This window comes from Rhizobium sp. AC27/96 (genome assembly GCF_001692325.1).
Lineage (GTDB): Bacteria > Pseudomonadota > Alphaproteobacteria > Rhizobiales > Rhizobiaceae > Rhizobium.
Map to the genome: position 1 here is coordinate 1 of NZ_LXKN01000021.1, position 26526 is coordinate 26526.

The following is a 26526-nucleotide window of genomic DNA, read 5'->3' on the forward strand; positions in this document are numbered from 1 at the left end:
GGTGGTCGGCCTGATGCGCGAACATCGGGCCGACAAACCGGACAGGCAGCAGTCTAACAGAGATACAACACACAAGGTGCCGACAGGCGGATGAGGGGGAGTTGCCGGAAGCACGAAAGCCTGCGGATTCAGGATGGTTATCCCCCTCATCCGACCCTTCGGGCCACCTTCTCCCCCAGGGGAGAAGGTGCTTGAGGTCAAGGCTCAAACCGCCGGCACGTCGAACACTTCTCCAGCCCTGAGCGGCCGAAAGCGATCCGGCTCCACGCCCTCCGCCTTCAACGCCACGTCCAGCGCCTGCACCGGCGCATCGATCCCCTCGTCCGTCAGCTGGAACGTCGCGAAATGATGCCCGGCGACATAGGCGGCGCTGCAGAGCTTCATGCCCTTCACTGCCTCTTCCGGGTTCTGGTGCTGCCCCTTCATGAACCAGCGCGGCTCGTAGGCGCCAAAAGGCAGGATCGCGAGCCGGAAGCCGCCATGCTTCTGCCTGACGGCCTCATAATTGATACCATCGTGAAAGCCGGTGTCGCCCACATGGTAGATCTTGCCAGCCGGCGTCGTCAGCACGAAAGCCGCCCAAAGCGCCATGCGCCGGTCGCCCATGCCGCGCGCCGACCAGTGGTGGCAGGGCTCGACGTCAATGGTCACCCCGCCCTTGACGGCAATGCGATCGCCCCAATCGACAATGGTGATATCGGCATCGGCAACGGTGCGACGGATGATTGTGTCATTGCCGAGTGGCGTGACGATTTTCGGCCGATGGACGGCCTGCAGCCGCGCGAGCGTCGCAACATCCAAATGGTCGTAATGATTGTGCGTGACGAGCACGAGATCGACGGGCGGCAGGTCCTCGAAGCGGATGCCGGGCGGCACCACACGCTTCGGCCCGACAGAGCGGAACGGGCTGACCCGCTCCGACCAGACTGGATCCGTCAGGATGTTGAGGCCGGCGATCTGCACCAGCATCGAGGCATGCCCGACCATCGTCACCCGCATCTGCTGACCAAACACATGCCGGTCGGGCTTGGCGGGCGGAAACATGCTGATGACCGGATTGGGCCAGCGCACCCGGCCGCCGGCGAGCTGCCATTTCAGCAGATCAAGCGAATTGCCCGGCCCGACCCCGCCCGGATTGAAGAAGCGCAGGCCATCGAAATGGTCTGATGTCGGGCCTTGATAATAGGGATTCCGCTTTCGGCCGGAACCTGATGCTGTCGTCATTCTCCGTCCGCCTTTCGCTCATCCGTCTCGTCCCGCTTGGCGGGTCGCCCAATCCTCGCCAGCCACTCTTCGCTCTCGCGTGCCGTCAGCGTCTCTTCGATCACGACATTCGCAGGCATGGCAAAAAGCTGCGGCGTGAAGAAGCTCGTATCCCAGAACGCCGCGCCTTCGACCGAGGGCGACAGCAGAACGACCTGCGTGCCCTCGACGCGCGCAATAGTATCAACGGAGGCTTCGCCCGATATCTCTGTGGTGCCGGATAAATCGGGCTGCACCGTTTCATAGCGCCACCAGGGCTCGTCATTGCCCTCCTCCACCACGGTGACACAGCGCGCCATATCGACAATGAACCTGTTGGGCGCGCGGCCGCCCGGCAGCGTCTCACCGAAGGCGGCCTGGATCAGCGTGAACAGATGAAAGCAGTTGACGATATTCTCGTAGCGCAGACGAAAGCCGCGTCCACTCGGCCCATGCAGGAGGACGAGCAAGCGGTCGCTGCGGCTCAGAAGCATATGGCGCACCCAGGCAGCCCCTGGAGTATAGTCCTGCAGCTGGGCCAGCTGCGCCATCAGATTGGCGTCACCGGCGGCAAGCGCGCGCTCTTTCGGCATCGCGGCGAGATGCGTGACGGCGGACTGGCCAAGCAGCTGAAAGGCCTCGAGCAGCTGCCGCTGCTTGGGGCTCAATTCCTTGCGGCCGGCAAAGCCACGATGGATCTGCGGCAGCCAAGCCGTAAAAAGCTCCCATACGGCTGGGCCGCTGCGCTCGGCCGAACCGCCAGTCTCGGCGATGGTGCCGAGCATATTGGCCAGGATCGCCGCTCCCGGCGGCGGCAGTCCGCGCAGCTCCCGTGCCGCCCTCGTCACGATTTTCGCCTGCACCTTGGCGTCGGCATAAAAGGCCTGCGCCGCCGCGTTGAACCGCGCATCGACCCGGCCGCCGGCATAGATGCGACAGGCCGCAAGAAGATTGGTCAGGGCTGCATCATTCATTCGAAACCGTCTCGGGGAATCATATCGTTATGACTAATAGATACGACAATAGCAGACCGGCGTAATCATCACCTTCATGCTGCCTGATCTTTCGATACCTCGAAAGAGAACCTCAATATTGAGTGCAAGTGCAACTTCTGATAGGTTCTTGGCAATCAACAGGACGTGGGACAACAATTTGCATAACTCGATAAAATATTTGGCGATACTAACGGGTCTTGTCTCCACCGTGATTGCAGTGCTGGTCAGCAGCATTTCGCAGAAATCAGTTAATCTTGAAGTTCTAAATATTTCTCTCAAGATCATCGGGACGCTTTCCAGCGGCTTCGTAATTTCTTCAGTAATCATTAACATAGGCTGGAAGCGATTTCGCTGGATCCAGAGCTTACTTGGCATACCTGATTACTCAGGTCGGTGGATAGGATGGTATCGAAGTACCGCCAACGGAGAATGGTATCCTACTGCTCACGAGATCATACAACGGTCGCCGTTTAAGATCAGCGCTACGGCTTGGGGTCCTCGTAATAGATCAACATCGGTTACCTGCACTTTAGGTCAAGGTGCGGACGAGGGGTTAATCTGGACCTATCAAACGAGGAGAGTTGAACACCCTGTCGAGCAGGGCGGCGATCATCGCGGCATACACATTATGAGACTAATCAGATTCAGGGATTCGATGGAAGGATTCTACATAAATGACAGAGTTCGGACAGAACCCAACTATCAAAGAGGCGCTACAGGCGAAATCTCTCTAATTTTCAATGGTGAGCAGCTCAGAAATCAACTTGAATATAACGAAAAGAACTGGCCACCAAATCCCAGCCCTCCATAACCAGAATCGACTTTGTGCAGTGCGACCTGATCCTCTCCAAACTAAATACCCAATTGACCAGCTAAAAAACCAATCATTGAAATAGCGGAAAGAGCATTTCCGCCGCTTTGGGTTGACTTTGATGGCCTTTTCCTGTTTATCGCCCGCAATCTGCGACGAGCACAAGCCTCCGAGCCACCGACCGGGACCCATAAAGGTATAAAGAGATCCCGGAGGTCAACACCCGACAGCGCGATGCGCCCTCGGGTGGTTTTTGGCTTTGCGTCTTGTTTTCGTCATGGAAAAGCACGACGTTTTCGGGCAAAGACCCGCGCATATGCGCAAATCCAAAGCTCCAGGCGATCGATAAGGAAGAACTGATGTTTGAAAACCTCCAGGACCGTCTTGGTTCCATTCTGAATGGACTGACAGGCCGCGGCGCGCTTTCGGAAGCCGATGTTTCCGCAGCACTGCGCGAGGTTCGCCGTGCGCTTCTCGAAGCCGACGTGGCGCTTGACGTTGTTCGCTCCTTTACCGACCGCGTCCGTGAAAAGGCCGTCGGCGCCGAGATCCTGAAGTCGATCAAGCCAGGCCAGATGGTCGTCAAGATCGTCCATGACGAGCTGATCGAAATGCTCGGCGGCGAGGGCGTCGGCATCGACCTCAACGCGCCGGCGCCGGTCGTCGTCATGATGGTCGGTCTGCAGGGCTCGGGCAAGACCACCACATCCGCCAAGATCGCCCACCGCCTGACGAGCCGCGACCGCAAGAAGGTCCTGATGGCCTCGCTCGACACGCGCCGTCCGGCAGCGCAGGAGCAGCTGCGCCAGCTCGGCGTCCAGGCCAACATCGATACCTTGCCCATCATCGCGGGCCAGTCGCCGACCGATATCGCCGCCCGCGCCGTGCAGGCCGCCAAGCTCGGCGGCCATGACGTCGTCATTCTCGATACCGCCGGCCGCACGCATATCGACGAGCCGCTCATGGTCGAGATGGCTGACATCAAGAAGCGGTCCAATCCGCACGAAATCCTTCTGGTCGCGGATTCGCTGACCGGTCAGGATGCCGTCAACCTCGCCCGCAATTTCGATGAGCGCGTCGGCATTACCGGCCTCGTACTCACCCGCATGGACGGCGATGGCCGCGGCGGTGCAGCCCTTTCGATGCGCGCCGTGACAGGCAAGCCGATCAAGCTGATCGGTGTCGGCGAAAAGATGGGCGAGCTGGAGGAATTCCATCCCCGCCGTATCGCCGACCGTATCCTCGGCATGGGCGATATCGTTTCGCTGGTCGAGAGAGCCGCCGAGAATATCGACGCCGAAAAGGCGGCCGCCATGGCCGCCAAGATGGCCAAGGGCAAGTTCGACCTGAACGACCTCGCAGACCAGCTGCGCCAGATGCAGAACATGGGCGGCATGGGCGGCATCATGGGAATGATGCCCGGCATGTCCGGCATGAAGGACAAGATGGCCGCTGCCGGTCTGAACGACAAGCTTTTCGGCCGCCAGCTCGCCATCATCTCCTCGATGACCAAGGCAGAGCGCGCCAACCCTGACATCCTGAAACATTCCCGCAAGAAGCGCATCGCCGCCGGCTCCGGCACCGACGCCTCCGACATCAACAAGCTTCTGAAGATGCACCGCCAGATGGCGGACATGATGAAGATGATGGGCGGCAAGGGCAAAGGCGGCATGATGAAGCAGCTGATGGGCGGCCTTGCCGGCAAGATGGGCCTTGGCGGCGGAATGGGCGGCATGCCCGACCTGTCGAACATGGACCCCAAACAGCTCGAAGCCCTGCAGAAGCAGGCCGAAGCCGCCGGCCTCGGCCGTCCAGGCGGCCTGCCGGGCCTCGGTAACGGTGGCGGATTGCCGGGTCTCGGCGGCGCCAAGCTGCCAGGCCTCGGTGGTGGTTTCCCGGGACTTCCCGGTTTGCCGAAGAAGAAGTGAAAGGATCGTTGACCCCCATGATTGATCCAGAAGTAAAGGCCCAATTGGGCAACTACCGCCAGTCCATCGACAATATCGATGCCGCGCTGGTGCATATGCTGGCTGAACGCTTCCGCTGTACCAAAGAGGTCGGCGTGCTGAAGGCCAAGTACGAGCTGCCGCCGGCTGACCCGGCGCGCGAAGAATACCAGATCGAACGCCTGCGCCGTCTGGCAAAGGACGCCAATCTGGACCCGGATTTCGCCGAGAAGTTCCTGAACTTCGTCATCAAGGAAGTCATCCGGCATCACGAGCAGATCGCAGCCGATCTGAAGGCGTGATCCCGAATTGCGTCAAGCGGCTTATCGAGAGAACGCCTGCGACACGCATAACAGAAACGAACATACCGCCTCAACGAAGCGGTCAAGAAAAGCCTAAGGAGTAGAAATTATGGCACTGAAAATTCGTCTCGCCCGCGGTGGCTCCAAGAAGCGCCCGTACTACCACGTCGTTATCGCCGATGCCCGTTCGCCGCGCGATGGCCGTTTCCTGGAGAAGGTCGGTTCCTGGAACCCGATGCTCGCCAAGGACGACGCCAAGCGCGTTGAGCTCGATGCCGAGCGCATCAAGCATTGGCTCGACCACGGCGCTCAGCCAACCGACCGCGTTCTGCGCTTCCTCGCTGAAGCAGGCGTCGCTACCCGCGAAGCCAAGAACAACCCGGAAAAGGCAAAGCCGGGCAAGCGCGCTCAGGAACGCGCTGCTGAAAAGGCACAGAAGGCCGCTGACGCCGCTGCTGCCGAATAATCGGCCTTTGCAATCATCAAAAACGGGCGGCATGGCGACATGTCGCCCGTTTTTTATTTCCCATCGGCTGATGTTCATCCTATGAGAGAACGCAACGACAGCGCCTCAGATTTGCTGCATAATTCATAAAGTCGATTCCGATTTAAGGAATTATGCGATGATCCCGGCAATCGGCGAAGAGACCATGACGAAACTGCAAAACCCGGTATTGATGGCGACTATTGGCGCGGCACAGGGCCTCAGGGGCGAGGTGCGGGCTCGCGCCTATACATCCGACCCCACGGCACTCGGCGACTATGGCCATCTGCACAGCATGGACGGCCGCAGCTTCGAGGTGCTGGAAATCCGCGAAGCCAAGAATGTGGTCGTGGTGCGGCTGCGCGGCGTCAACGACCGCAACGCCGCCGAGGCCTTGAACGGGCTGGAGCTCTACATCGAGCGCGACAACCTGCCGGATGATGAGCTCGACGACGACGAATTCTTCTACGCCGATCTCGAAGGACTGGAAGCGGTCGACGACAAGGGTACCGGCTACGGCACGGTCAGCGGCGTCTATGATTTCGGCGCCGGTGATCTCCTGGAGCTGAAGGGTCCGGGCAAGCGCCCGGTTTTGATCCCCTTTTCCGAGGCAGCCGTGCTCGAAATCGATCTGGAAGGCGGCAAGATCCTGATCGATCCACTGGCAGCCGGCCTTGTCGACAATCCCGACGACCTCATCGGCAAGCCGCCGAAGCCGGAAGGCAAGACGAAGAAGTAATCCTCATTGGGAAGTGACCGCGCCATGAGTTTTCGGGCGACCATCCTCACACTTTATCCGGAGATGTTTCCCGGCCATCTCGGCACGTCCCTTGCCGGCAAGGCAATCGAGCGCGGCCAATGGGCGCTCGACACCGTGCAGATCCGCGATTTCACCACCGACAAGCATCGCACCGTCGATGACACGCCCGCCGGCGGCGGCGCCGGTATGGTGCTGAAACCGGATGTGCTTGCCCGCGCCATCGATCATGCCAGCGAAAACGACAGCCGGCCGCGCCTGCTGATGAGCCCGCGCGGCAAGCCGCTGACCCAGAAGCGCGTGCGTGAGCTTGCCGCCGGCGATGGCGTCATCATCGTCTGCGGCCGCTTCGAAGGCGTCGACCAGCGGGTGATCGACGGGCGCAATCTGGAGGAAGTCTCGATCGGCGATTACATCCTCTCTGGCGGCGAGCCGGCGGCGCTCATCCTGCTCGACGCCATCGTCCGCATCCTGCCAGGCGTCATGGGCAATGACCTTTCGGGCCTGCATGAAAGCTTCGAGGGCGGCCTGCTGGAGCACCCGCACTATACCCGCCCGCAGATCTGGGAAGACCGCGAGATCCCTGCCGTGCTGACCTCGGGCAACCACGCCGCCATCGCGAAATGGCAGAAAGAACAGGCCGAAGAACTGACGCGGGTACGCCGGCCGGATCTCTTGGAAAAGTAATCGGGTTTAGAGTATTTCCAGGAAAAGTGCACAGCGGTTTTCCGTCCGGAAATACTCAAAAACAAGGAGATAGAGCGTTTTCGCGATTCGAAGAGAAGCGAAAATACTCTAGCCACCTCGTCAGTCCGGCGGCGATCAGATCAAGACCGGGTCGGCTCTATCGGCATCGTGAAGGTGAATTTCGTTTCACGGTCATCCGAGCTGACCTCCAGGCGTCCGCCATGAGCCTCGGCGATCTGGGAAGCGATATAGAGCCCCAATCCCAACCCTTGCTGGCTTGTTCCCGCATCGCCTCGGCTGAACGGCTGGAACAACAGCGCTTTCGCGGCATCCGGAATGGGATTGCCTCCATTCGCAACCGATATGTAAAGAGTGCTGTCCCTGACGAAGGCTGAGACGCGAACCGGCGCATCGGCGGATCCGTGCGTGACCGCATTGCCGAGGATATTCGACAACATCTGGCCAATACGGCCATGATCGACGCGCACGTCATCCCGCACATCTATATCGGTTTCGAAGCTGCGTTCAGGATGAGCCGATGTAATTTCCGCGACAACCTGCTCAAGCGTGGAATTGAGCGATCTCCCGGAAATCCTCTCGAGCCCTATTCCACCACCCAATCGCCCGCGCGCAAAATCCATCACATTGTCGATCAGCCGGGACATGCGAAGCACGCTGCCGCGCATCAATGTCAAAATCGTCTGCGCGGTCTGGCTCTGCGGCTCCTTGAGCAGCATGCGGGTGCCGCCATCGATCGAGGCCAGCGGATTGCGCAGGTCATGGCCGAGCACGGCGATGAACTGCTCGCGCAATTCCGATGCCGCCTGCGCATCGAGCAGATCGGTGCGTGCGGCATTCAGCTTGGAGCCGGCGTCGAGATGATAGGCTATCAACTCGGCGAACAGCTTGAAGGTTGCAAGCGTCTGCGGGTTGCTGAGCTTATGCGGCTTGGGATCGATGGCGCATAATGTCCCGAAGAACGTACCGTCGGGCAGGACGATCGGCACGGAAATATAGCTCTGAAGGCCATATATCCGCGGGGTGTGATGTTCGCAATAGACCGGGTCTTCGGCGACATTATCGATGACGATGACCTCGTGATGCTGGCGCACCTCGTGGCAAAGCGTCGTTTCGACCTTTAGCTCTCCCCCGGCCGGCAGACCGAAGTGAACATTGTCCAGCACCTGGCAGGCGATCCACCGGTCTTCGGTAACGCGCGCCACAGCCGCGAAACCCATGCCGGTCGTGCTGCACACAACGTCGAGAATCGTCGGTACGGCATCTATCCGTTGAACCGCCTCAATGTCGCTCTGAAAATCTTCTGCCATACGCCCATTGAACAGGTTCGTGATATCAAGTCTCAAGCCGGACGATAACGTCCGCAATCTGCCGACGCAATTGCTTTTCACATAGCCGGACGGCTCGCTCGAGCGGCGCATTTGAAGGCCGATTGAAATCGATCAGTCTCATGTGCTTTTGGAAATGCCGCGCTATCTCTAGGGCAATGCTGCCGCAAGTCGTGGCCGGCAAAGGGACGGAATATCTGCGCCCATTGGCGTTGGTGATGCGAGGTCTTGTCAATCGAGGAGGCTCCATGGCAGACAAGTTGCGTAATCTGTTATCGCGACTGACCATAGTCGGCTTTGCTTTGTTTGCATTGACGGCTCTCGCCGCTGCACAGCCGGCTTTTCAAAAGGTGGAACGCATGGATGCGATAGCGCGGGAAATGGTCAATTCCGGCGAGCTCGACACGATCGATTGGGTCGAGGTATCGGCGATCTTCGGCATAGATGCCGATGGTGATGTGGTCGAAAGCTACGGATATGCCTACGACCGGAGCGGCAAGCCTCATGCCGTCGCCTTCCTCACCGACGCTGTCGAGCGGGAGGTGAAATCCTATCGTGAATGGCTTCGGGAGGAGCATCGCGGCGATTTCATCAAGATGCTCTTTCAGTTCAACCGGGAAAGCCGGCGTTTCAATGCCGATTTCGAATATGACAACCCGCGGCGCTGGCAGGTGACGCCGCGAAATCTGGAAACGATCGTCGAGGAATTGCGCCCCAATCTCGGCTCCCCCTGACGGCCAAGGGCAGAATTGCGAACGAGGAAATCTTATGCCTGAACTCAAGCATGACGATGAAAAGCGCGCAGGCATTCTCATTCAGCTCGAGCCACAGGATCTGGCCCAGGCTCACCGCCTGCATTTTCGGCAGCATCTTGGCGGCAGAGGTGGACTGACCCGCCTTGCGATCACATGGCTGCTGGGGGTTGTGGTCTGCGGATTTCTGGTGGGCAATCTGGCCGATGCGCACGACGCATTTCTGTCCGCCCTCGGTTTCGCGATCCTCGCGCCCGTCGCGATCATCGGCATCCCTTTTCTGATCGTGTACACGCTGGGCGGACGAGCAGCGAGACGAACCTTCCGCGAGCAAAAAACGCTGCAGAAACCCTATCATTTTTCATGGACCGAAAACGGGGTGCACCTTTGGAGCGATTTTGGCGAGGCACGCCTGCAGTGGAGCGATTTCCTGAAGGCGCGGCAGGATCGCCACTGCATGCTGTTCTATGAGTCGCAACGTCTCTACCGGATCGTGCCGAAGCGTGTCCTGACGAGTGATCAGATCGGGGAATTACAGGCTCTGGCTCTCACCGTGCCGGATCATCGCGGGTTTTGACAGTGACGCTTGTCCCCTTTCACCTGTGCGCAAGGCCGACAGTTCTCCCCAACACTGCGGATCATCTCTCTGCGCCTATGGCGTCTGCTGCCTAAGCTCTGCATCGCGCCACTTGCTGATATAAGGCCGCACAAACATGTAGAGACCGCTGAACAGCAACAGGAAGAGCGGCGGCAGCGGCGAATAGACCACCCAGGCGGGCGGCGTCCCCAAAGCCATGGCGACGAAGTTGGCGATGACCGTTGCCGTAAAGACAATCGACAGCCAGCGATGGGCCTGCCTGATATAATTGCTCCAGTTCATTGACACCTCCTTTTGGAAACGCGCCGAAGGCCGGCTGCATGGGTGATTGCTCTACGCTTACCTTGCCGGACGCGCCGGTGACTTCCCCTTCGACCGACTGGCCGAGGACATGTTCAAGGCCACGGCGGCACGGATAAGCGCCTCCAATGCCTCCTCGTCGATCTCGTCGCCTTCATGAAAATCGATCGCGCGCCGGGTGTTACCTTCGAGGCTGGAGTTGAACAGGCCTGACGGATCCTCCAACGAAGCGCCCTTGGCAAAGGTCATCTTCACCGCACTCTTGTAGGTTTCGCCGGTACAGATGATCCCGGCATGCGACCACACCGGAACTCCTCTCCATTTCAATTCCTCGACCACATCGGGATCAGCCTGCTTGATGACATGCCGGATAAGCGCCAGCATTTCGCCCCGCCAGTCCGTCGCTTCCGCGATTTTCGCATCGATGATTTGAGAGGGCGTGGCCCCTTCTTGGTTTTCACTCGGGTCGCTTTTCTTCATCGCTGCGCTCGCTTTCCTCATCATTGTCATCACCCGGCGGTTCATTGTCACGGCAGACCTCAGCCTTGCCCCACCAGAACCGTTTCCAGATTTGCAAAGAACCGCTGCCACCCATACTTGGCGCCCTGGTATGCCTGCTCCTGATCCCGCCGGAAGCCCGATTGCTCCATGCGCAGATGAGTGCCCGCGCCCCTCGGCGTGAGTATCCAGGTGACAACACTTTCGAGACCGTGAGCGTTCCAGGTATAGGACAGCGTCTTGTTCGCCTCGACCTCGAGTACCTGACAGTCGACGGAACCCCATTCGGCGGTCAGCTTGAAGGAATGGTCGACGACGGGCTTGAAGTCGTTCTTCATGAGCCACTCCTGGATCAGGTGCGGCTGCGTGAGCGCGCGCCAGATCTTTTCCGGCGGAAACGCCACGTCCCGCTCGACGACGACGGTGCGAATTTCAGTCGATGTGTCGTTCATTGGTCCATCCTTTTCAGAAGATCTTCGAGGTCGTCGAACCGGCTTTCCCAAAACCCGGCCATCTGGCTCGTCCAATCGATCAGCGGCGCAAGCGCCGAAAGCTGCGCGCTATAATGTGTCTGACGGCCCTCATGGCGGTCGCGCACCAGCCCGGCCCGCTTCAGCACCGCCAAATGCTTTGAGACGACCGGTTGCGAAACGCCGGCCCGCTCCGTCAAAACCCCGACCGTCTTCTCACCTTCGCGGCATAGCCGTTCGAAAATGGCCCGGCGAGTGGGGTCAGTGAGCGTTTTAAAGAGCGCGTCATGAATGTTCGACACCAGAAACCCATATCCCGTTGGCTATGAATTAACATATAGCCAGCGAGCTATGAATAAGTCAAGCGGCATGAACTCAAGAATCCGCACCAGAGACGCGATCGACCATCCATGCCCACGCGCCCCACGGCTATTTGCCTTGCCGGGTGATAATCCGCATGCGCGCCAATTCGGGGCAAAAATTGCCCTTTGAACCCGCCAGATCGAGCAAAGGCCACGAAATTCCCCGCAAAGGGGTGACAAAGCCATGACAATGCGATATGTGCGCGGCCGGCATGGGAAGTTTCCCATCAACCACCAAAGAAAAGCAGACGTATTCGCCCCTGCCTTTAAAGGCATATATCCGAGGCGAGACCTCCAGAGGTCCGACCGGGGATAGATCGTTATGGGCGCTCTGGCTGTTGAAGCAACAACGAGGTTGATAACATGAACATCATTCAGCAGTTGGAAGCCGAACAGGCTGCCAAGATCGAAGCCAAGCGCACGCTCCCTGATTTTTCCGCTGGCGACACCCTTCGCGTCAACGTGAAGGTCACGGAAGGCAACCGTACCCGCGTTCAGGCCTATGAAGGCGTCTGCATCGCTCGCTCCGGCGGCGGCCTGCATGAGAACTTCACCGTTCGCAAGATCTCCTACGGCGAAGGCGTCGAGCGCGTATTCCCCATCTACTCGCCGATGATCGAAAGCGTCGAAATCGTTCGCCGCGGTAAGGTCCGTCGCGCCAAGCTCTACTACCTGCGCGACCTGCGCGGCAAGGCTGCCCGTATCGTTGAAAACACCGGTACCCGCGCCCGCAAGCTCAACGACGCCGAGCGCCAGGCAGTTGCCGAGGAAAAGGCTCGCATCGAAGCTGAAAAGATTGCAGCAGCCCAGGCTCTGGCAGCCGAAAAGGCAGCAGCAGAAGCCGCCGAAGCAAAGGCCGCAGCCGAAGCAGCAGCTGCTGCTGAAGCCGCCGCAGCCGCTGAACCGGCAGCAGAATAAGTCTCGATCCATCGGGATCATGACGAAAAGGCGGCCCTCGGGTCGCCTTTTTTATTGCCTGATGCCTTGAGGATTTCCAGGTAAAAATGCGCCGGCTGCTTCCATGAGAAATGTTCTTATGATTTATATGAAACAATTATTTTGATTAATTTATAAAAAAATTGCTTTATTATGCCGTAAAAAATTTTCTACCAACCGCTTGTTTTTAGAATTCCCTTCCCATTTTTTATGATTGCCGCCATGGCAACAGCCTTGCCATTGGCTTTCCAAATATGACACTTTCGCGCCACGCTAATCGGGGAAATTTCCATGGCATTCCGTCGTTCGTTCCTTCTGGGCCTCAGCGCCCTCGTGCTCGCCCCTTTCACCTCCTTCGCCGCTGACCTGCCGAACCTTAACGGCAAGACCGTCATCGTCGTTACGGAAAATGCTTACCCACCGCTCCAGTTCATCGACCCAAAGACCAACAAGGCGATCGGCTGGGAATATGACGCGATGAACGAGATCGCCAAGCGCCTGAATTTCAAGGTTGAGTACCAGAACACCAGCTGGGACGCGATGATCCAGGCCGTTTCCGAAGGCCAGTACAACATCGGCATGACCGGCATCACCATCAAGGATGACCGCAAGCAGAAGGTCGATTTCTCCGACCCCTATATGCGCTCCGAGCAGTTCATGCTCGTGCGCGGTGACGAGAAGCGTTTCACCGAGGCGAAGAGCTTCGCCGCCTTCAAGGACGGCCTGATCGGCGCGCAGCCGGGCACAACACCCTTCTACACCGCCGTCTATTCGGTCCTTGACGGCAACGAGCAGAACCCGCGCATCAAGACCTTCGAAACCTTCGGCGCCACCGTGCAGGCGCTGAAGACCGGTGACGTCGACATGGTGCTGACTGACGGCACGGCCGGCAAGGGCTATGTCGATGCCTCCAATGGCGGCCTGAAGCTGATCGGCGGCCCCCTCGGCTCCGAGGATTTCGGCTTCATCTTCCAGAAGGGCTCCGATCTCGTCGCTCCGGTCAACGCGGCGATTGCCAGCCTCAAGGCCGACGGGACCTTCGAAGCGCTGAACAAGAAGTGGTTCCTCGACTACAAGATGGGCCAATGAACGCTGCAGATCGACATACCGGAAGCCCGCTCTGATGGCACCTTTGGCAGGCCCGGGCGGGCACCGCGGCAAGGAGGACTTTCCCTGGTGGTTGGTCGTCCTTGCCATCCTCGGCATCGGCGCCTCTTTCGCAATTGCGGCGAACGGCCTCTACGCCCAGATTTTTTCTCTTCTGCTGAACGGCATCGGCGTCACAATCTTCGTGACGCTGGTGGCCTTTACGCTCGCCATGCTGCTTGGCCTGGGGCTTGCACTGCTCGGCCTGTCGGATTTCCTCGTGCTGCGGCAAGTGGCACGCCTCTATATCGAGATCGTGCGCGGCATCCCGATATTGGTACTGCTCTCCTATATCGCCTTTGTCGGCACGCCGGCCTTCGTTGCCGTCTATAACTTCATCACGTCCCCATTGGTCTCCGCCGGCTGGACGAATCCACTCATCACCCGCGACGTGCCCTTCGTCTGGCGCACGATCATCGCGCTGACGATCGCCTATTCGTCCTTCATCGCCGAAATCTTCCGCGCCGGCATCCAGGCGGTCGACCAGGGCCAGATCGAGGCAGCAAAGGCACTCGGCCTCAGCCGCTTCCAGCGCTTCCGCCTCGTTGTCTTTCCGCAGGCAATCCGCGTCATCCTGCCGCCGCTCTCCAACGATTTCATCGCGATGGTCAAGGACAGCTCGCTGGTATCAGTCCTCGGGGTTGCCGATATCAGCCAGCTCGCCAAGCTCTACTATTCGGCCAATTTCCGCTATTTCGAAACGCTGTCGATCCTCGCTTTCATCTATCTCTTGCTGACAGTCGGCCTGTCTCTGTTGCTGCGGCAGCTCGAAGCCTGGATGCGTCGCCGCTCCGGCAGCGATCGCTCCGCCTTCCCCCGGATGGCTGCGGGCCAGCCACCCGGGGCACAGGTGTGATCGGTTCGGTCAAATGCCGGCCGTACCGATAGAGCCTATCGTCGCCATTGCCGAAGGTTTTGAAAATTGATATGAGCATGGCCATGAGTAAGATCATGAGCAAAGACGGACGTTACGTCACGGCTTTCGTGCTGCAGGACCATAAGCGCCTGCCGGCACGCTTCTTTGCGATGATTTCTGGCGCGCTCAACAGCCGACTTCGCTGATCACACCCGAGGCCGGCGGTCCTGATCCGTCAATCCCCATTTACGACACTGCCAATATGGATCTGTAGCCATGAGCGCTCCACGCACACTTTACGATAAAATCTGGGACGACCATCTGGTCGACGCACAGGATGACGGCACCTGTCTTCTCTATATCGACCGCCATCTCGTCCATGAGGTGACGTCGCCGCAGGCATTCGAAGGCCTGCGCATGACCGGCCGCAAGGTCCACGCGCCGCAGAAGACGCTGGCCGTCGTCGACCACAACGTTCCGACCTCGCCCGATCGCCACCTCGGCATCAAGAACGAGGAAAGCCGCATCCAGGTCGAGCAGCTGGCCAAGAACGCTGCCGAATTCGGCGTGGAATATTACTCCGAAAGCGACAAGCGCCAGGGTATCGTCCACATCATCGGCCCTGAGCAGGGCTTCACCCTGCCCGGGATGACCATCGTCTGCGGCGACAGCCACACCTCGACGCATGGCGCCTTCGGCTCGCTGGCGCACGGCATCGGCACCTCCGAGGTCGAGCATGTGCTCGCCACGCAGACGCTGATCCAGAAGAAGGCGAAGAACATGCTGGTGCAGGTCGACGGCCAGCTGCCGCCGGGCGTCACCGCCAAGGACATCATCCTTGCCATCATCGGCGAAATCGGCACCGCAGGCGGCACCGGCTACGTCATCGAATATGCCGGCGAAGCCATTCGCGCGCTGTCGATGGAAGGCCGAATGACCATCTGCAACATGTCGATCGAGGGCGGTGCCCGCGCCGGCCTGATCGCGCCGGATGAGATCACCTTCGAATATATCAAGGGCAAGCCGCGCGCGCCGGAGGGCCAAGAGCTGGAACAGGCGATTGCCTACTGGAAGACGCTGACCTCGGACGAAGGCGCGCATTACGACCGCATCGTCACGCTCAACGCCGCCCAGCTGCCGCCGATCGTTTCCTGGGGTTCATCGCCGGAAGACGTCATCTCCGTTCAGGGTGTCGTTCCCAACCCGGACGAAATCCAGGATGAGACCAAGCGTACGTCCAAGTGGCGCGCCCTCGATTACATGGGCCTGAAGCCGGGCACCCCGATGACCGAGATCAACGTCGATCGCGTCTTCATCGGCTCCTGCACCAATGGCCGCATTGAAGACCTGCGCGCCGTCGCCAAGGTCGTCGAAGGCAAGACCGTGGCCTCCACCGTCGACGCCATGATCGTTCCGGGCTCCGGCCTCGTGAAGGAACAGGCGGAAGCCGAAGGCCTCGACAAGATCTTCAAGGCGGCCGGCTTTGACTGGCGCGAGCCTGGCTGTTCCATGTGCCTCGCCATGAACGACGACCGCCTGAAGCCGGGCGAGCGCTGCGCATCCACTTCGAACCGCAACTTCGAAGGCCGCCAGGGCTTCAAGGGCCGCACGCACCTGGTCTCCCCGGCCATGGCCGCCGCCGCCGCGATCGCCGGACACTTCGTCGATATCCGCGAGTGGAACTGATCCACTTCGAGGCATGAATAGCAAAGGGCGGCCCGAAAGGCCGCCCTTTTTGTTTGTCGCGAAGAGTTCGGGTTCTCCGGCTGGCATATTTAAACAAAGATTTCTTCGTCAAAGAATGGTGAGCGTAATTGCTCGCCCGGGTGTCGGTGGACTGTGAGTCCGATCCCGAAAATAATCTCCTTATCCCCTGAATACCTTTGCTCGATGATACTTTAGAAACTGCTGATGGGGACACTCGTCATGCCGCGAGGGGAGTAGTAACCGATGTTCGGGGTTGACGAGGCGCATTATGGTATCGGGAACAGAGCCCCGCGCAATGAGCAGGCTATAATCGTCATCAACGGAGATCAGCCCCCGATCAAACATCCAATGCACGGTGCCGGAAAGCGCAATTCCGTTTCGAACACTGTCAGGGCCACCGTCAGCCACGGGCCGAACGTGGGCGGCTTGAACCTCGGAACGACCACCTCCGTTGATCAGCTTGATACCAGTTATCGCGCATGTGTCGTTATACGCGGTCTTGATTGCTGCGGAAAAAGCTCGGTCTCGAAATGGTCGTTGAACTAGGCTTGACACGATACGACGATCGACGAATTCAGGTTCGAATTCTACCTGTGGCTCATCATTGAAACCTGCTTGCACCAGCTCTGGCGGATCGGGAAATGGGCGCTCTCGATTCCTCGCGCCAATGACATGGGCGAAACCAGCAGCGAGTATGAGGTCATATTCGGCGTCGGACATATTTCTGACGGCACGCCCAAATGCCCCTTTATTTGTCGAACCATCGTCCTTCCGAAGGCCGCGCTCGAAATAGTGTCCGCCATCTTTGAACGAGACAGCATGATCGAACGGCAAGAAATCCTCGATAAGGGCATAGTAGTGATCCGGCCTTGACGGATCGGGAATGATTGAAGCAATGCGAGCGGTCGCGAAATATGCTTGCTTGCCACCAGCCCGCATGAGATCGGCGCTGGGGCGCCGAGGCTCGTAGTAAACAATCCAGTCTCCCAGAGCGGCCTCAATCTGCCGAAGATACGTCCGTGGAAAGTGATAACGCTGCTCCGGCAAGTCGTCGTATGTCGGATCCACTTTCGTAGTGAGAACTGCCTTTGCCACGATTCAACTTTCAAGACGTTTTCGATCAAAAGGTATCAAGTACATCCTTGGAGGCAAGAGATTTCGAAAAGGGCCCATCTACGTTTCAACATACCCAGCGTTGCAAGCTAACGTTTCGATACTGCAGCCTTATCGACACCAAGCGCGGCACCACCCGCCGGCTGACCTTGCTGCGCGCGCTGGCTGAGCCAGACGCTGCCGAGCACGACAACGATGCCGAAGATCTGCATCGGGCTCAGCTGCTGGCCGAGAACCACCCAGCCCAGGATCACCGCGGTCGTCGGGCTGAGGAAGCCGAGTGGCGAGACCACTGAAGGCTCGAGCCGCGACAGGCCGCGAAACCAGAGGATATAGGTAAGCGCCGCGCCGATCAGCCCGAGATAGGCAAAGCCGATGATGTTGGCGCCGGTCAAATGCGGCAGCGGCGGCTCGAGCAGGAGGGCGAATGGCAGCAGCAAGACGCCACCGGCCGTCAACTGCCACGCCGTGAAGGTCAGCGGCGAGACATCCGGCCGCCAGCGGCGGCTGAGCACCGTTCCGCCAGCCATGGAGAAGGCGCCGGCAATACCGGCGACAATGCCGATGGGATCGAGCGTTGCATTTGGCGTGAGGATCAGCAGAGCCACGCCGCCGATGCCGGCGACAGCGGCGATGATGGAGAGGCTCTTGATCGGTGAGCCGAGCAGCAGTCGCGCCAGCACGATGACGATCAGTGGCTGGACCGCGCCGACCGTCGCCGCCACGCCACCAGGCAGGCGATAGGCCGAGATGAACAGCAGCCACCAGAAGATCGAGAAATTCAACGCGCCGAGGACGAGAGATTTGATCCACCAGATCCCATGCGGCAGCCGACGCACGATGAGCAGCAGCAAGAGCCCGGCCGGCAGCGCACGCAGGGTTGCGACCGTGAGGGGATAGCCGGCGGGCAGGAGCTGCGTCGTCACCAGATAGGTGCTGCCCCAGATCGCCGGCGCGATGGCCGTCAGCAGAAGGTCGACATTACGGTTCATGGCCCTGGCCCCAAATTTATCTTGACCTCAAGATAAACCGAAATGCCTTGACGTCAAGATAAATTCATGGCGATGTCCAGGCATGGATCGTATCGACAAAATTCTGGACCAATGGCGCCGCGAGCGGCCCGATCTCGACACGACGGCCATGGGCCTCTTCGGGCGCATGCGCAATCTCACGCTTCATCTCTCGCGCGAAATGGAGAAGACCTTCGGACGCTTCGGCCTGAATTCGGCGAACTTCGATATGCTGGCGACCCTGCGCCGCTCGGGTGAGCCCTATACGCTCTCCCCCAGCGACCTAATGGATACGATGATGGTGTCATCGGGCACCATGACCAACCGTATCGACCAGCTGGAAAAGGCCGGTCTCGTCGCCCGCAGCCAGAACCCGAATGACGGCCGCAGCTTTCTGATTTCTTTAACCCCAGAGGGCTTCAGGCTCATCGATGCCGCCGTGACGGCGCATGTGGAAACGCAGGCTCGGCTTGTTTCCTCCCTCTCGCACGAGGAAAGGACTGCCCTCGACGACCTGCTGCGCAATTATTTAGCCAGCTTCGAATCTCGCTGACAGGTCGGAACGCCGCTCGCCGCAGACATCCCGGATACAACTGCGCAGCCAGCGATGCGCCGGATCGGCGTCCAGCCGAGGGTGCCAGAGCAGCGAGATCGTCACATCCGACGTCGGTACCGGCAGCGTGAAACTATGCATGCCGGCCCTGAGGTTGCCGGTATACCGCTCGGGTACGCTGACGATCAGATCGGAGGCGCGCGCCAAAGCCAGCGCCGCCGAAAAGCTGCCGACGATGGTGACGATCTGCCGTTCGCGCCCCAGCCTTTCCAGCGTCTCGTCGATCTGTCCTTTCCGCAAGCCGCGCCGCGAAACGAGAATGTGTTGCCCGGCAGCATAGCGCTCCGGCGTCATTGGCCCCTCGCTTAAGGGATGGCCGCGCCTGACCACGCCGATGAAACGGTCGTGAAACAGGGCCTGCGTTCGCAGTTCCGGGCTGGTATCGTCGCCGACGACGCCGGTTTCGAGATCGATCGTGCCGTCGCGCAGCGGCGTGCTGTCCTTGTCCAGCTTCTGCGTGAAATAGAGCCGCACGCCCGGCGCTTGTTCAGCAATCCGGGTGATCAGTTCGGCGCCGAAATTCTCCACGAAACCCTCGCGGACGCGTAGCGTGAACGTCCGCGCGAGCTGTTTCAAATTCAACGTCTCGGAGGGCCGCAAGGCTGCCTCGGCCTCCTCCACGAGCTGGCCGACACGCTCGCGCAACTCCAGTGCTCGCGGTGTCGGCACGAGCCCGCGACCGGCTCTCACCAGCAATGGATCACCCGTCGTCTCGCGCAGGCGCGCCAGGGCCCGGCTCATGGCGGACGGGCTCAGCCGCAATCGCCGGGCAGCGCGCGCGACGCTGCCCTCCGCAAGCAGGGCGTTGAGAGTGACCAGCAGGTTGAGATCGGGCGTGGACATGACGCGACCATAGCATGAATTCACCAATACATAGCGTCAAACGCACGAATGAAATGCAAATGCTGCGCGTTCCGCCATATCGCTGCAATGGCTACCTTTCTGCCGGGACTTTCTTATGCCGCCAGAATTGGAGCTCATGTTGAAGCCAATCATTGAAGAACTGGGCAAAGCCCGGCGTACAGGACCAGCACCTTCCATCCGCTGGGCCCTCGCCAGCCTCTCGCTCTCCATGCTCATGCCCTCGCTCGATACCAGCATCGCCAATGTCGGCCTGCCGACGCTGGCAGAGACTTTCGGCGCCTCCTTCCAGCAGGTACAGTGGATCGTGCTCGCCTATCTGCTCGCCATCACCACGCTGATCGTCAGCGTCGGCAAGCTCGGCGACATCGTGGGACGACGGCGACTGCTGTTGACGGGAATAGCGCTCTTCACACTCGCCTCGCTGTTCTGCGGCATAGCACCGACGCTGTGGCTGCTGATTGCCGCACGCGCCTTGCAGGGCCTCGGTGCAGCCATGATGATGGCGCTGACGGTGGCGATGGTCGGCGAAACCGTGCCGAAGGAGCGGACGGGGAGCGCCATGGGCCTGCTCGGCACCATGTCCGCCATCGGTACGACACTCGGCCCGTCGCTCGGCGGCATCCTGATTGCCTGGTACGGCTGGGAGACCATTTTTTTGGTCAATCTGCCGCTGGGTATCGTCAACTTCCTGCTCGCCGCCCGCTTCCTGCCGGCAGATCGCCCCGACCGGAAGGTCGCCCGGGGACGCCCCGATGCGGTCGGCACGCTGCTGCTGGCCCTGACGCTTGCCGCCTATGCGCTCGCCATGACGATGGGCCATGGCAGCTTCGGCGCGCTGAATATCGGCCTGCTGCTGGCAGCGGCCTTGGGCGCAGCACTCTTCGCCTTTGCCGAGACGAAAGTGAAGTCGCCGCTGCTGCGCCTGTCGATGTTCAGAAACTCGTCGCTAAGCACGAGCCTTGCCATGAGCACACTGGTCACCACGGTCATCATGGCAACATTGGTGGTCGGGCCTTTCTATCTCTCCCATGCCCTCGGTTTCGATGCAGCCCATGTCGGTGCCATCATGTCCGCGGGTCCCTTGGTGTCGGCGCTGACGGGCATACCCGCCGGCCGCATCGTCGATCGCTTCGGCGCACATCGCATGACCGTAACAGGCCTCATCGGCATGATCATCGGCCTGTCGCTGATATCAGCGCTGCAGGGAAGCTTCGGGATTGCCGGCTATATCGGCCCGCTGGTCATTACTACGGCAAGCTATGCGCTTTTTCAGGCATCCAACAACACCACGATCATGAAGGATATAAGCTCCGAGCAGCGCGGTGTAATTTCGGGCATGCTGAGCCTGTCGCGAAATCTCGGGCTGATATCAGGTGCATCCGTCATGGGCGCGGTCTTCACGTTGGCATCGGGAACCGCCAACGTAACCGTGGCGGCGCCCGAAGCGGTGGCGAGCGGGATGCAGATCACCTTCGCGGTCGGCGCCCTCGTGATCACCGCAACGCTCGCGATCGCCCTCACGAGCCTGGTCTTTGCAAAGCGCACCGTGCTCTCGCAAGAAGTCTCGTGAGAGTGAAGCAAAGGGGATGGTGGAGGATAATCCGCCATCCGATCAAGACGATCCGTGACTGCCGAATTCGGCGGAAACGAAGTCGAGGAAGCTACGCAGCTTCGGCGTGATACGGCGATCGGGTGCGTGGAGAATATGCAGCGGTCGCGTCGGCACGCTGTATTCAGGCAGGACAGGCAAGAGCGTCCCGGCCTCCAGGCTCGATCGAACAAGCTCGAACGGCTGAAGGATGATACCCTGCCCTGCCAGCGCCGCCTGCAGCAGCGCTTCGCCGTTGTCGACCATCAGCCGGCCCGAGATGGGAATACTGACATTCCCGCCCGGCCCTTCGAAGTCCCAATGCGTCCTCAACATGGTGTGCGAGAAGATGAGGCAATCGTGGTCCTGGAGATCATTCGGTTTCAAGGGCACGCCACGAGAGCGCAGATAGCTCGGCGCAGCGCAGATGACGAGCCGATACGGGGCGAGGCGGCGGGCGATCAAGCCGCTGTCGGCAAGTTCGCCGATGCGAAAGACCGCATCATAGCCCTCGTCGATCAGATCGACCAACCGGTTCGACAGCGACAGGTCGATCGAAACCTCGGGATGAGCACCGAGGTATTTCGGCAGTTTCGGCGCCAGGGCATTGATCCCGAATGTGACGGGGGCATTGACCTTCAGCTTTCCCCTGGGCACCGCCCGCGTCTCCGCCGCCAAAGCCTCCGCTGCCTCGACCTCGGCCAGGATATTGCGCGAGCGCTCATAGAACTGGCTGCCGATCTCTGTCAGATGCTGGCGGCGCGTGGTGCGGTTCAAAAGCCGAACGCCCAGATGCTGTTCGAGAAATTGCACATGTTTGCCGACGAGCTGCGGAGACATGTTCAATGCATCGGCAGCCGCGCTGAACGAGCCAAGCTCGACCGCCTTGACGAAAATGCTCATGCTGGAAAAACGATCCATTAGAAACGTTCCATTTCAAGTATAGCTCTATTTAGATCATTTATCCCGATATGGCGATAATACTATCTATTCATCAGCAACAACAAGGAGCTGACGACCATGAAAATCGCTGTCATCGGTACTGGAAATATGGGTGCGGGCCTGGCACGCCTGCTGGCTGGAACGGGTTCAGACGTGGTGATAGGCCACCGTGATCCGGCAAAGGCGGCCGCGTTTGCCGCCGAACTGGGCGCGAATGTCGAAGCGGGTGGGATCGCCGCCGCCGTCAAGCTCGCCGACATCGTCATACTAGCGCTGCCCTATGGCGCGGTGGCCGACGCCCTCAGGGAAGCCGGCAATCTCAAGGGAAAGATACTGGTCGATATCAGCAACCCGATCACGGCAGATTTCCGCGGTCTCGTTGTCGGCCACTCGACATCGGCGGCCGAAGAAATCCAGGCGTTGGCGCCCGATGCCATCGTGGTGAAGGCGTTCAACACCATCTTCGCGACGCTTCTGCCGGTCGAGGCACGCAAAGGCAAGGTGCTGCAGGTCTTCGTAGCCGGCGACGATGAGAAGGCCAAGGCGGCAGTATCCAGCCTCGTTCAATCGATCGGCTTCGAATCCGTCGACGCAGGTCCGCTCACCAATGCCCGCTTCATCGAGCCCATCGGCGAGATGAACATCCACTTCGGCTTCTTCCTCGGCAAGGGGCCTTCCGTGGCCCCCGCCTGGGTTCAGATCTGACATCGATCAGGACAAAAGAGGCCCGGAGCTCTTCGCTCCGGGCCTCTTCCCATCAATGAAATCCGACGAACAGGATCAGAAGCTTGCCTTCACCGGATCCGGGCCGATGCGGCCGCTCGCGGAATCGAGCTTGTCGAGATCAGCCAGATCGTCGCTGTCGAGCTTGAAGTTGAAAACATTGAAGTTCTCTTCGATACGGCTCGGCGTGACCGACTTCGGAATGACGATCAGGCCGTTGTCGATATGCCAGCGAATGATGATCTGCGCCGGCGTGCGGCCGTGCTTGGCGGCGACCTTGCCGATCACGGCGTTTGTCAGGAGCTTGCCCTGGCCGAGCGGGCTCCAGGACTGGGTCTTGATGCCGAGCTTGTCATGTACTTCACGCAGCGCCTTCTGCTGGAAGGTCGGATGCAGCTCGATCTGGTTCAGAACAGGCGTGACACCGGTCTCGCCGATGATGCGGTCGAGATGCTCCTTGGCGAAGTTGGAGACGCCGATCGAGTGCGCGCGGCCCTCTTCCTTGAGGCGGACGAATGCCTTCCAGGTATCGAGGTAGCGGTCGCGGTGCGGCGACGGCCAGTGAATGAGGTAGAGGTCGAGATAGTCGGTGCCGAGCCGCTTCAGGCTTTCGTCGAAGGCCTTCAGGGTGGAATCGAAGCCCTGCGCCTCGTTCCAGAGTTTCGTGGTCAGGAAGATATCCTTGCGGGCGACGCCGGACTGGCGCATGCCCTCGCCGACGCCATCTTCATTGGCGTAGATGGCTGCCGTGTCGACATGGCGATAGCCGGCTTTCAAAGCCGTGCTGACGGCCAGAGGCGCGACGTTTTCCGGCGTCTGCCAGACACCGAGGCCGACCTGCGGAATGGACTTGCCGTCGTTGAACGTGATTGTCGGTTGTGTGGTCACGATAAATCTCCAGGTGATGGGAAGTGGATGGAGTGAAGGCGCGATTTAAATCCGGAAAGAAAGGGTCCCCGTCCTGGCCCGCGCGGGCCGCCGGTCGAAAACCTATATAGTGGAGAATACCGAGAGTTTAACCCCGGCCGGACATTCAGACAACCCGGACAGTCGTTCCCTTGCGCATCAGCGGCAGGATGCGCCGCATGTCGCTAGGGCTGACGGCGATGCATCCGGCCGTCGGCTCGTAGCCGGGCCTGATCAGGTGAAAGAAGATCGCCGAGCCGCGATGACGCCGGCGCGAACTCACATTCCAGTCGAGCACGAGGCATATGTCGTAGAGCCCGTCGCCGCGCCGCATCTCCTCATGGCTGGGTTTGAAGGGAGCCTTCACCAGCCTGTTGTAATTGGCATCGTCAGGTTGGTCGCACCACAGCATGTCCTTGCGAATACGCCGCATAGGAAGAGCGCTGTGGAGAAAGCGGACATGGTCGCCGCCCGTGAAGCCATAAAGCAGCTTCATGGAGGCAATCGGTGTCGCGCCGTCGCCCTCTCGCTTCAAGATGCTGCGTCCGGATCGGCCGATCGCGGCTGGAACGGTCAACGGTCCGACCTTGACCAGCGCGCGCGTCTTCTTACCCGGCGCAGGACGTACGACGATCGTGGAAGCGGGCCTCCTGGTCCCTGCCCTTGTCTTTTCCATTTTCCTCACATGTTTTTGCTTTGCGCGTGATTTCATTTGAAATCATAGCAGTTACAACCAAACCACCAAGCCTGAGCCGCGTCGCGACTTGCTAAAAATGCAATTTGGCGTAGGACTTAGGTGGGATTAGAACGAGGATCCGAACGGCATGACCGCACGCACCATTCTCCTGGTGGATGATGACAACGACCTGCGTGAAATGTTGGTCGAGCAATTATCGCTTTATGAGGAATTCAACGTCCTGCAGGAAATGACGGCCGGAAAGGGCGTGCAGACCGCACGCACCGTGCCTGTCGATCTCCTGATCATGGATGTCGGACTGCCCGACATGGATGGCCGCGAAGCCGTAAAGCTGTTGCGCAAGAACGGCTTCAAGTCGCCAATCATCATGCTGACGGGCCACGACACGGATTCCGACACCATCCTCGGCCTCGAAGCCGGCGCCAATGATTACGTCACCAAGCCCTTCCGCTTCGCCGTATTGCTTGCCCGCATCCGCGCGCAGCTGCGCCAGCACGAGCAGAGCGAAGACGCGACCTTCACCGTCGGCCGCTATCTCTTCAAGCCGAGCCAGAAGCTGCTCACCACCGAAGACGGACAGAAGATCCGCCTTACGGAAAAGGAAGCGGCAATCATCCGCTATCTCTATCGCGCCGACCAGAAGGTCGTGACCCGCGATATCCTTCTCGAAGAAGTCTGGGGCTATAATTCCGGCGTGACCACGCACACGCTCGAAACCCACGTCTATCGCCTTCGCCAGAAGATCGAGCGCGATCCATCCAATGCTGAAATCCTGGTGACGGAAAACGGTGGCTATAAAATCATTCCATAGGCCACAGACATGGCGCTGAACGACGATATCCGGCTGCTGTCGCAATTGCCGCTGTTTCACGGCATGGGCGATGAGCCGTTGCGGCTGATCGCCTTCGGCGCCGATCGTCGTCATGTGACCGAGGGCCAGACCCTGTTTCGGGAGAAGTCACCGGCCGAATGCGCCTATGTCGTCACACGCGGCAGCTTCGAACTCAGCACCATCGATACATCAGGGCAAAAGCAGGTGGAAGCGGTGGTGCAAGCCGGAACGATGCTGTCCGAGCTGGCCATGGTGACGCTGGTGGAGCGGAAATATACAGCCGTCGCCGCCGAAGAGTCCGACGTCATCCGCATCACACGCGCCCTTTTTCACCGGCTGATCGAGGAATATCCCGATGCCGGCCTGTTGATCCAGAATCGCATCCGCGAAAACTTCGCAGCGCTTGCCCGGCAGACGGCGGCACTGCTTGGCCGGTTTTCCTAATTCTCATCGACCAGCGGCTTTTGGCTCAACTATCTTAATAATGAAAATCTGACGGATGAATCCTGTCCGATGGACGGACTGTCGAGGCGACCAGTCTCAGAACAGCGGCTTTACGAGCAAGACCGTCGTCAGCCCACTATCCCAATCCTCGTCCGGATAGCGCTCAACCTCGCGATAGCCTCGGGCTGCGTAGAAGGCTTGGCTCGGATGATTGAATGTATCGGTTTCCAGCCGCGCCGTGGCAAAGCCGGCGGCGGCAATCTGCTTCTCCGCATGGTCCATCAGGCGCCGTCCGATTCCCCGTCGGGCATGCGCTGAATGCACGTGGAGGGCGTGCACGAAGTCGTCCTCCCAATCGACGAAGCCGACGACCTCACCGGCAACCTCGGCCACCCAGAATTGAAGCCCGCGCATATCCACATAGGCGGCAGGCTTTTCTTCCTCGAGAAATGCCTGCGCAGCGGTCTCCGTGATATTGGGCCGCCAAGTGCTGTTGAACGTGTCGTGAAGAACAGCGCGCAGGTTGGCCATATCTTCTCGTCGCGCTGCCCGAAGGATGGGGTCTCTATTTCCACTCATGATAGCAGGATAGACCTACG

31 protein-coding genes are annotated in these 26526 nt (G+C 59.7%); 17 read left to right on the plus strand and 14 right to left on the minus strand.

From position 1 onward, the window contains the following. Positions 1 to 204 precede the first annotated feature (204 nt). Entirely contained in the window at positions 205 to 1224 is a 1020-nt protein-coding gene (locus A6U86_RS19145) for an MBL fold metallo-hydrolase (protein WP_068394425.1), read from the minus strand. Beyond that, the gene (locus tag A6U86_RS19150; RefSeq protein WP_068394428.1) at positions 1221 to 2216 is read right to left on the minus strand and encodes a hypothetical protein; all 996 of its coding nucleotides are present in this window, start codon (positions 2214 to 2216) and stop codon (positions 1221 to 1223) included. Before A6U86_RS19150 ends, A6U86_RS19145 begins: the two co-directional genes overlap by 4 nt. Before the next feature lie 76 nt (positions 2217 to 2292). On the opposite strand from A6U86_RS19150, the gene A6U86_RS36160 reads away from it, so the two are divergent. From A6U86_RS36160 to trmD, 6 genes are all read left to right on the plus strand, one after another. Further along, the gene (locus A6U86_RS36160; protein ID WP_369333210.1) at positions 2293 to 3048 is read left to right on the plus strand and encodes a hypothetical protein; all 756 of its coding nucleotides are present in this window, start codon (positions 2293 to 2295) and stop codon (positions 3046 to 3048) included. Between the two features lie 359 nt (positions 3049 to 3407). Beyond that, complete coding sequence (gene ffh, locus A6U86_RS19160; RefSeq protein WP_068394568.1) at positions 3408 to 4976, plus strand: signal recognition particle protein; 1569 nt, start codon at positions 3408 to 3410, stop codon at positions 4974 to 4976. A gap of 17 nt (positions 4977 to 4993) precedes the next feature. Then, positions 4994 to 5296: a chorismate mutase gene (locus A6U86_RS19165; protein WP_068394432.1), complete on the plus strand. Its 303-nt coding sequence runs from the start codon at positions 4994 to 4996 to the stop codon at positions 5294 to 5296. A gap of 109 nt (positions 5297 to 5405) precedes the next feature. Continuing rightward, the gene (gene rpsP / locus A6U86_RS19170) at positions 5406 to 5762 is read left to right on the plus strand and encodes a 30S ribosomal protein S16 (RefSeq protein WP_068394434.1); all 357 of its coding nucleotides are present in this window, start codon (positions 5406 to 5408) and stop codon (positions 5760 to 5762) included. Between the two features lie 184 nt (positions 5763 to 5946). Beyond that, a complete protein-coding gene (gene rimM / locus A6U86_RS19175) occupies positions 5947 to 6519 on the plus strand; it encodes a ribosome maturation factor RimM (RefSeq protein ID WP_068394570.1) in 573 nt (190 codons plus the stop codon). 24 nt (positions 6520 to 6543) lie between these two features. Next, positions 6544 to 7224, plus strand: a complete 681-nt coding sequence (gene trmD, locus A6U86_RS19180) for a tRNA (guanosine(37)-N1)-methyltransferase TrmD (RefSeq protein WP_068394436.1) — start codon at positions 6544 to 6546, stop codon at positions 7222 to 7224. A 140-nt stretch (positions 7225 to 7364) separates the two neighbouring features. On the opposite strand, the gene A6U86_RS19185 is transcribed toward trmD, so the two are convergent. Next, positions 7365 to 8552, minus strand: coding sequence for a GAF domain-containing sensor histidine kinase (locus A6U86_RS19185; RefSeq protein ID WP_068394572.1), 1188 nt, complete (start codon positions 8550 to 8552; stop codon positions 7365 to 7367). A gap of 266 nt (positions 8553 to 8818) precedes the next feature. Between A6U86_RS19185 and A6U86_RS19190 the strand changes: the two genes are divergently transcribed. Next, positions 8819 to 9304, plus strand: coding sequence for a hypothetical protein (locus tag A6U86_RS19190; protein ID WP_068394574.1), 486 nt, complete (start codon positions 8819 to 8821; stop codon positions 9302 to 9304). A gap of 34 nt (positions 9305 to 9338) precedes the next feature. Beyond that, positions 9339 to 9899 carry a YcxB family protein gene (locus tag A6U86_RS19195; protein WP_068394438.1) on the plus strand — a complete coding sequence of 187 codons (561 nt, stop codon included), beginning with the start codon at positions 9339 to 9341 and terminating at the stop codon, positions 9897 to 9899. Between the two features lie 75 nt (positions 9900 to 9974). Here A6U86_RS19195 and A6U86_RS19200 read toward each other — a convergent pair whose 3' ends face one another. Genes A6U86_RS19200 through A6U86_RS19215 form a run of 4 tightly spaced genes read right to left on the minus strand, consistent with a single transcriptional unit; the run spans position 9975 to position 11490 of the window. Then, positions 9975 to 10202, minus strand: coding sequence for a hypothetical protein (locus tag A6U86_RS19200; RefSeq protein ID WP_068394440.1), 228 nt, complete (start codon positions 10200 to 10202; stop codon positions 9975 to 9977). Positions 10203 to 10259: 57 nt separating this feature from the next. Then, on the minus strand, positions 10260 to 10721 hold the full coding sequence (locus tag A6U86_RS19205; protein ID WP_068394576.1) for a DUF1801 domain-containing protein: 462 nt from the start codon (positions 10719 to 10721) through the stop codon (positions 10260 to 10262). A gap of 38 nt (positions 10722 to 10759) precedes the next feature. Continuing rightward, positions 10760 to 11170, minus strand: coding sequence for an SRPBCC domain-containing protein (locus tag A6U86_RS19210; RefSeq protein WP_068394442.1), 411 nt, complete (start codon positions 11168 to 11170; stop codon positions 10760 to 10762). Beyond that, positions 11167 to 11490 (minus strand): helix-turn-helix transcriptional regulator, encoded by a 324-nt coding sequence (locus A6U86_RS19215; protein WP_068394444.1) that lies wholly within the window; start codon positions 11488 to 11490, stop codon positions 11167 to 11169. Before A6U86_RS19215 ends, A6U86_RS19210 begins: the two co-directional genes overlap by 4 nt. Positions 11491 to 11913: 423 nt before the next feature. Here A6U86_RS19215 and rplS point away from each other — a divergent pair, with 423 nt between their 5' ends. The 4 genes from rplS to leuC all read left to right on the plus strand — a co-directional run bounded on the left by rplS (position 11914) and on the right by leuC (position 16174). Continuing rightward, positions 11914 to 12468, plus strand: a complete 555-nt coding sequence (rplS, locus tag A6U86_RS19220) for a 50S ribosomal protein L19 (RefSeq protein ID WP_068394446.1) — start codon at positions 11914 to 11916, stop codon at positions 12466 to 12468. Between the two features lie 309 nt (positions 12469 to 12777). Further along, on the plus strand, positions 12778 to 13575 hold the full coding sequence (locus A6U86_RS19225; RefSeq protein WP_068394448.1) for a basic amino acid ABC transporter substrate-binding protein: 798 nt from the start codon (positions 12778 to 12780) through the stop codon (positions 13573 to 13575). Positions 13576 to 13609: 34 nt separating this feature from the next. Further along, positions 13610 to 14488, plus strand: coding sequence for an amino acid ABC transporter permease (locus tag A6U86_RS19230; RefSeq protein WP_068394450.1), 879 nt, complete (start codon positions 13610 to 13612; stop codon positions 14486 to 14488). 276 nt (positions 14489 to 14764) lie between these two features. Then, entirely contained in the window at positions 14765 to 16174 is a 1410-nt protein-coding gene (leuC, locus tag A6U86_RS19235; protein ID WP_068394452.1) for a 3-isopropylmalate dehydratase large subunit, read from the plus strand. A 180-nt stretch (positions 16175 to 16354) separates the two neighbouring features. Here leuC and A6U86_RS19240 read toward each other — a convergent pair whose 3' ends face one another. After that, the gene (locus A6U86_RS19240) at positions 16355 to 17290 is read right to left on the minus strand and encodes an HNH endonuclease (RefSeq protein ID WP_068394454.1); all 936 of its coding nucleotides are present in this window, start codon (positions 17288 to 17290) and stop codon (positions 16355 to 16357) included. Between the two features lie 107 nt (positions 17291 to 17397). Continuing rightward, positions 17398 to 18300 carry an EamA family transporter gene (locus tag A6U86_RS19245; RefSeq protein ID WP_068394456.1) on the minus strand — a complete coding sequence of 301 codons (903 nt, stop codon included), beginning with the start codon at positions 18298 to 18300 and terminating at the stop codon, positions 17398 to 17400. A gap of 82 nt (positions 18301 to 18382) precedes the next feature. Between A6U86_RS19245 and A6U86_RS19250 the strand changes: the two genes are divergently transcribed. Next, positions 18383 to 18871, plus strand: a complete 489-nt coding sequence (locus A6U86_RS19250) for a MarR family winged helix-turn-helix transcriptional regulator (RefSeq protein ID WP_068394458.1) — start codon at positions 18383 to 18385, stop codon at positions 18869 to 18871. On the opposite strand, the gene A6U86_RS19255 is transcribed toward A6U86_RS19250, so the two are convergent. After that, positions 18848 to 19774 carry a LysR family transcriptional regulator gene (locus A6U86_RS19255; protein ID WP_068394460.1) on the minus strand — a complete coding sequence of 309 codons (927 nt, stop codon included), beginning with the start codon at positions 19772 to 19774 and terminating at the stop codon, positions 18848 to 18850. The two genes, A6U86_RS19250 and A6U86_RS19255, sit on opposite strands and share 24 nt — an antisense overlap. Before the next feature lie 136 nt (positions 19775 to 19910). Between A6U86_RS19255 and A6U86_RS19260 the strand changes: the two genes are divergently transcribed. Further along, complete coding sequence (locus tag A6U86_RS19260; RefSeq protein WP_068394578.1) at positions 19911 to 21365, plus strand: MFS transporter; 1455 nt, start codon at positions 19911 to 19913, stop codon at positions 21363 to 21365. Between the two features lie 42 nt (positions 21366 to 21407). Here the strand turns inward: A6U86_RS19260 and A6U86_RS19265 are convergent, their stop codons facing one another. Continuing rightward, positions 21408 to 22304: a LysR family transcriptional regulator gene (locus A6U86_RS19265; RefSeq protein ID WP_068394462.1), complete on the minus strand. Its 897-nt coding sequence runs from the start codon at positions 22302 to 22304 to the stop codon at positions 21408 to 21410. Between the two features lie 72 nt (positions 22305 to 22376). Between A6U86_RS19265 and A6U86_RS19270 the strand changes: the two genes are divergently transcribed. After that, positions 22377 to 23030 (plus strand): NADPH-dependent F420 reductase, encoded by a 654-nt coding sequence (locus tag A6U86_RS19270; RefSeq protein ID WP_275507276.1) that lies wholly within the window; start codon positions 22377 to 22379, stop codon positions 23028 to 23030. Positions 23031 to 23105: 75 nt separating this feature from the next. On the opposite strand, the gene A6U86_RS19275 is transcribed toward A6U86_RS19270, so the two are convergent. Next, positions 23106 to 23936, minus strand: a complete 831-nt coding sequence (locus tag A6U86_RS19275) for an aldo/keto reductase (RefSeq protein WP_068394465.1) — start codon at positions 23934 to 23936, stop codon at positions 23106 to 23108. Between the two features lie 145 nt (positions 23937 to 24081). Beyond that, complete coding sequence (locus A6U86_RS19280) at positions 24082 to 24630, minus strand: L,D-transpeptidase (protein ID WP_068394467.1); 549 nt, start codon at positions 24628 to 24630, stop codon at positions 24082 to 24084. A 148-nt stretch (positions 24631 to 24778) separates the two neighbouring features. On the opposite strand from A6U86_RS19280, the gene A6U86_RS19285 reads away from it, so the two are divergent. Together A6U86_RS19285 and A6U86_RS19290 are read left to right on the plus strand one after the other, a co-directional pair. After that, positions 24779 to 25462 carry a response regulator transcription factor gene (locus tag A6U86_RS19285; RefSeq protein ID WP_068394469.1) on the plus strand — a complete coding sequence of 228 codons (684 nt, stop codon included), beginning with the start codon at positions 24779 to 24781 and terminating at the stop codon, positions 25460 to 25462. 9 nt (positions 25463 to 25471) lie between these two features. Beyond that, a complete protein-coding gene (locus A6U86_RS19290; protein WP_068394470.1) occupies positions 25472 to 25927 on the plus strand; it encodes a cyclic nucleotide-binding domain-containing protein in 456 nt (151 codons plus the stop codon). Between the two features lie 96 nt (positions 25928 to 26023). On the opposite strand, the gene A6U86_RS19295 is transcribed toward A6U86_RS19290, so the two are convergent. Continuing rightward, entirely contained in the window at positions 26024 to 26458 is a 435-nt protein-coding gene (locus A6U86_RS19295; protein ID WP_244510010.1) for a GNAT family N-acetyltransferase, read from the minus strand. Between the last annotated feature and the right edge of the window lie 68 nt (positions 26459 to 26526).

What these genes read in the sequence shown, in the direction of transcription:
- A6U86_RS19280 (WP_068394467.1), bottom strand. Translation starts at nt 24,630, where the DNA reads ATGGAAAAGACAAGGGCAGGGACCAGGAGGCCCGCTTCCACGATCGTC.
- A6U86_RS19145 (WP_068394425.1), bottom strand. Translation starts at nt 1,224, where the DNA reads ATGACGACAGCATCAGGTTCCGGCCGAAAGCGGAATCCCTATTATCAA.
- A6U86_RS19230 (WP_068394450.1), top strand. Translation starts at nt 13,610, where the DNA reads ATGGCACCTTTGGCAGGCCCGGGCGGGCACCGCGGCAAGGAGGACTTT.
- A6U86_RS19210 (WP_068394442.1), bottom strand. Translation starts at nt 11,170, where the DNA reads ATGAACGACACATCGACTGAAATTCGCACCGTCGTCGTCGAGCGGGAC.
- A6U86_RS19225 (WP_068394448.1), top strand. Translation starts at nt 12,778, where the DNA reads ATGGCATTCCGTCGTTCGTTCCTTCTGGGCCTCAGCGCCCTCGTGCTC.
- A6U86_RS19295 (WP_244510010.1), bottom strand. Translation starts at nt 26,458, where the DNA reads ATGGCCAACCTGCGCGCTGTTCTTCACGACACGTTCAACAGCACTTGG.
- A6U86_RS19195 (WP_068394438.1), top strand. Translation starts at nt 9,339, where the DNA reads ATGCCTGAACTCAAGCATGACGATGAAAAGCGCGCAGGCATTCTCATT.
- trmD (WP_068394436.1), top strand. Translation starts at nt 6,544, where the DNA reads ATGAGTTTTCGGGCGACCATCCTCACACTTTATCCGGAGATGTTTCCC.
- A6U86_RS19190 (WP_068394574.1), top strand. Translation starts at nt 8,819, where the DNA reads ATGGCAGACAAGTTGCGTAATCTGTTATCGCGACTGACCATAGTCGGC.
- A6U86_RS19185 (WP_068394572.1), bottom strand. Translation starts at nt 8,552, where the DNA reads ATGGCAGAAGATTTTCAGAGCGACATTGAGGCGGTTCAACGGATAGAT.
- ffh (WP_068394568.1), top strand. Translation starts at nt 3,408, where the DNA reads ATGTTTGAAAACCTCCAGGACCGTCTTGGTTCCATTCTGAATGGACTG.
- leuC (WP_068394452.1), top strand. Translation starts at nt 14,765, where the DNA reads ATGAGCGCTCCACGCACACTTTACGATAAAATCTGGGACGACCATCTG.
- A6U86_RS19250 (WP_068394458.1), top strand. Translation starts at nt 18,383, where the DNA reads ATGGATCGTATCGACAAAATTCTGGACCAATGGCGCCGCGAGCGGCCC.
- A6U86_RS19255 (WP_068394460.1), bottom strand. Translation starts at nt 19,774, where the DNA reads ATGTCCACGCCCGATCTCAACCTGCTGGTCACTCTCAACGCCCTGCTT.
- A6U86_RS19245 (WP_068394456.1), bottom strand. Translation starts at nt 18,300, where the DNA reads ATGAACCGTAATGTCGACCTTCTGCTGACGGCCATCGCGCCGGCGATC.
- A6U86_RS19200 (WP_068394440.1), bottom strand. Translation starts at nt 10,202, where the DNA reads ATGAACTGGAGCAATTATATCAGGCAGGCCCATCGCTGGCTGTCGATT.
- rpsP (WP_068394434.1), top strand. Translation starts at nt 5,406, where the DNA reads ATGGCACTGAAAATTCGTCTCGCCCGCGGTGGCTCCAAGAAGCGCCCG.
- A6U86_RS19260 (WP_068394578.1), top strand. Translation starts at nt 19,911, where the DNA reads ATGTTGAAGCCAATCATTGAAGAACTGGGCAAAGCCCGGCGTACAGGA.
- A6U86_RS19290 (WP_068394470.1), top strand. Translation starts at nt 25,472, where the DNA reads ATGGCGCTGAACGACGATATCCGGCTGCTGTCGCAATTGCCGCTGTTT.
- rimM (WP_068394570.1), top strand. Translation starts at nt 5,947, where the DNA reads ATGACGAAACTGCAAAACCCGGTATTGATGGCGACTATTGGCGCGGCA.
- A6U86_RS19205 (WP_068394576.1), bottom strand. Translation starts at nt 10,721, where the DNA reads ATGAGGAAAGCGAGCGCAGCGATGAAGAAAAGCGACCCGAGTGAAAAC.
- A6U86_RS19265 (WP_068394462.1), bottom strand. Translation starts at nt 22,304, where the DNA reads ATGGATCGTTTTTCCAGCATGAGCATTTTCGTCAAGGCGGTCGAGCTT.
- A6U86_RS19150 (WP_068394428.1), bottom strand. Translation starts at nt 2,216, where the DNA reads ATGAATGATGCAGCCCTGACCAATCTTCTTGCGGCCTGTCGCATCTAT.
- rplS (WP_068394446.1), top strand. Translation starts at nt 11,914, where the DNA reads ATGAACATCATTCAGCAGTTGGAAGCCGAACAGGCTGCCAAGATCGAA.
- A6U86_RS19165 (WP_068394432.1), top strand. Translation starts at nt 4,994, where the DNA reads ATGATTGATCCAGAAGTAAAGGCCCAATTGGGCAACTACCGCCAGTCC.
- A6U86_RS19285 (WP_068394469.1), top strand. Translation starts at nt 24,779, where the DNA reads ATGACCGCACGCACCATTCTCCTGGTGGATGATGACAACGACCTGCGT.
- A6U86_RS36160 (WP_369333210.1), top strand. Translation starts at nt 2,293, where the DNA reads ATGCTGCCTGATCTTTCGATACCTCGAAAGAGAACCTCAATATTGAGT.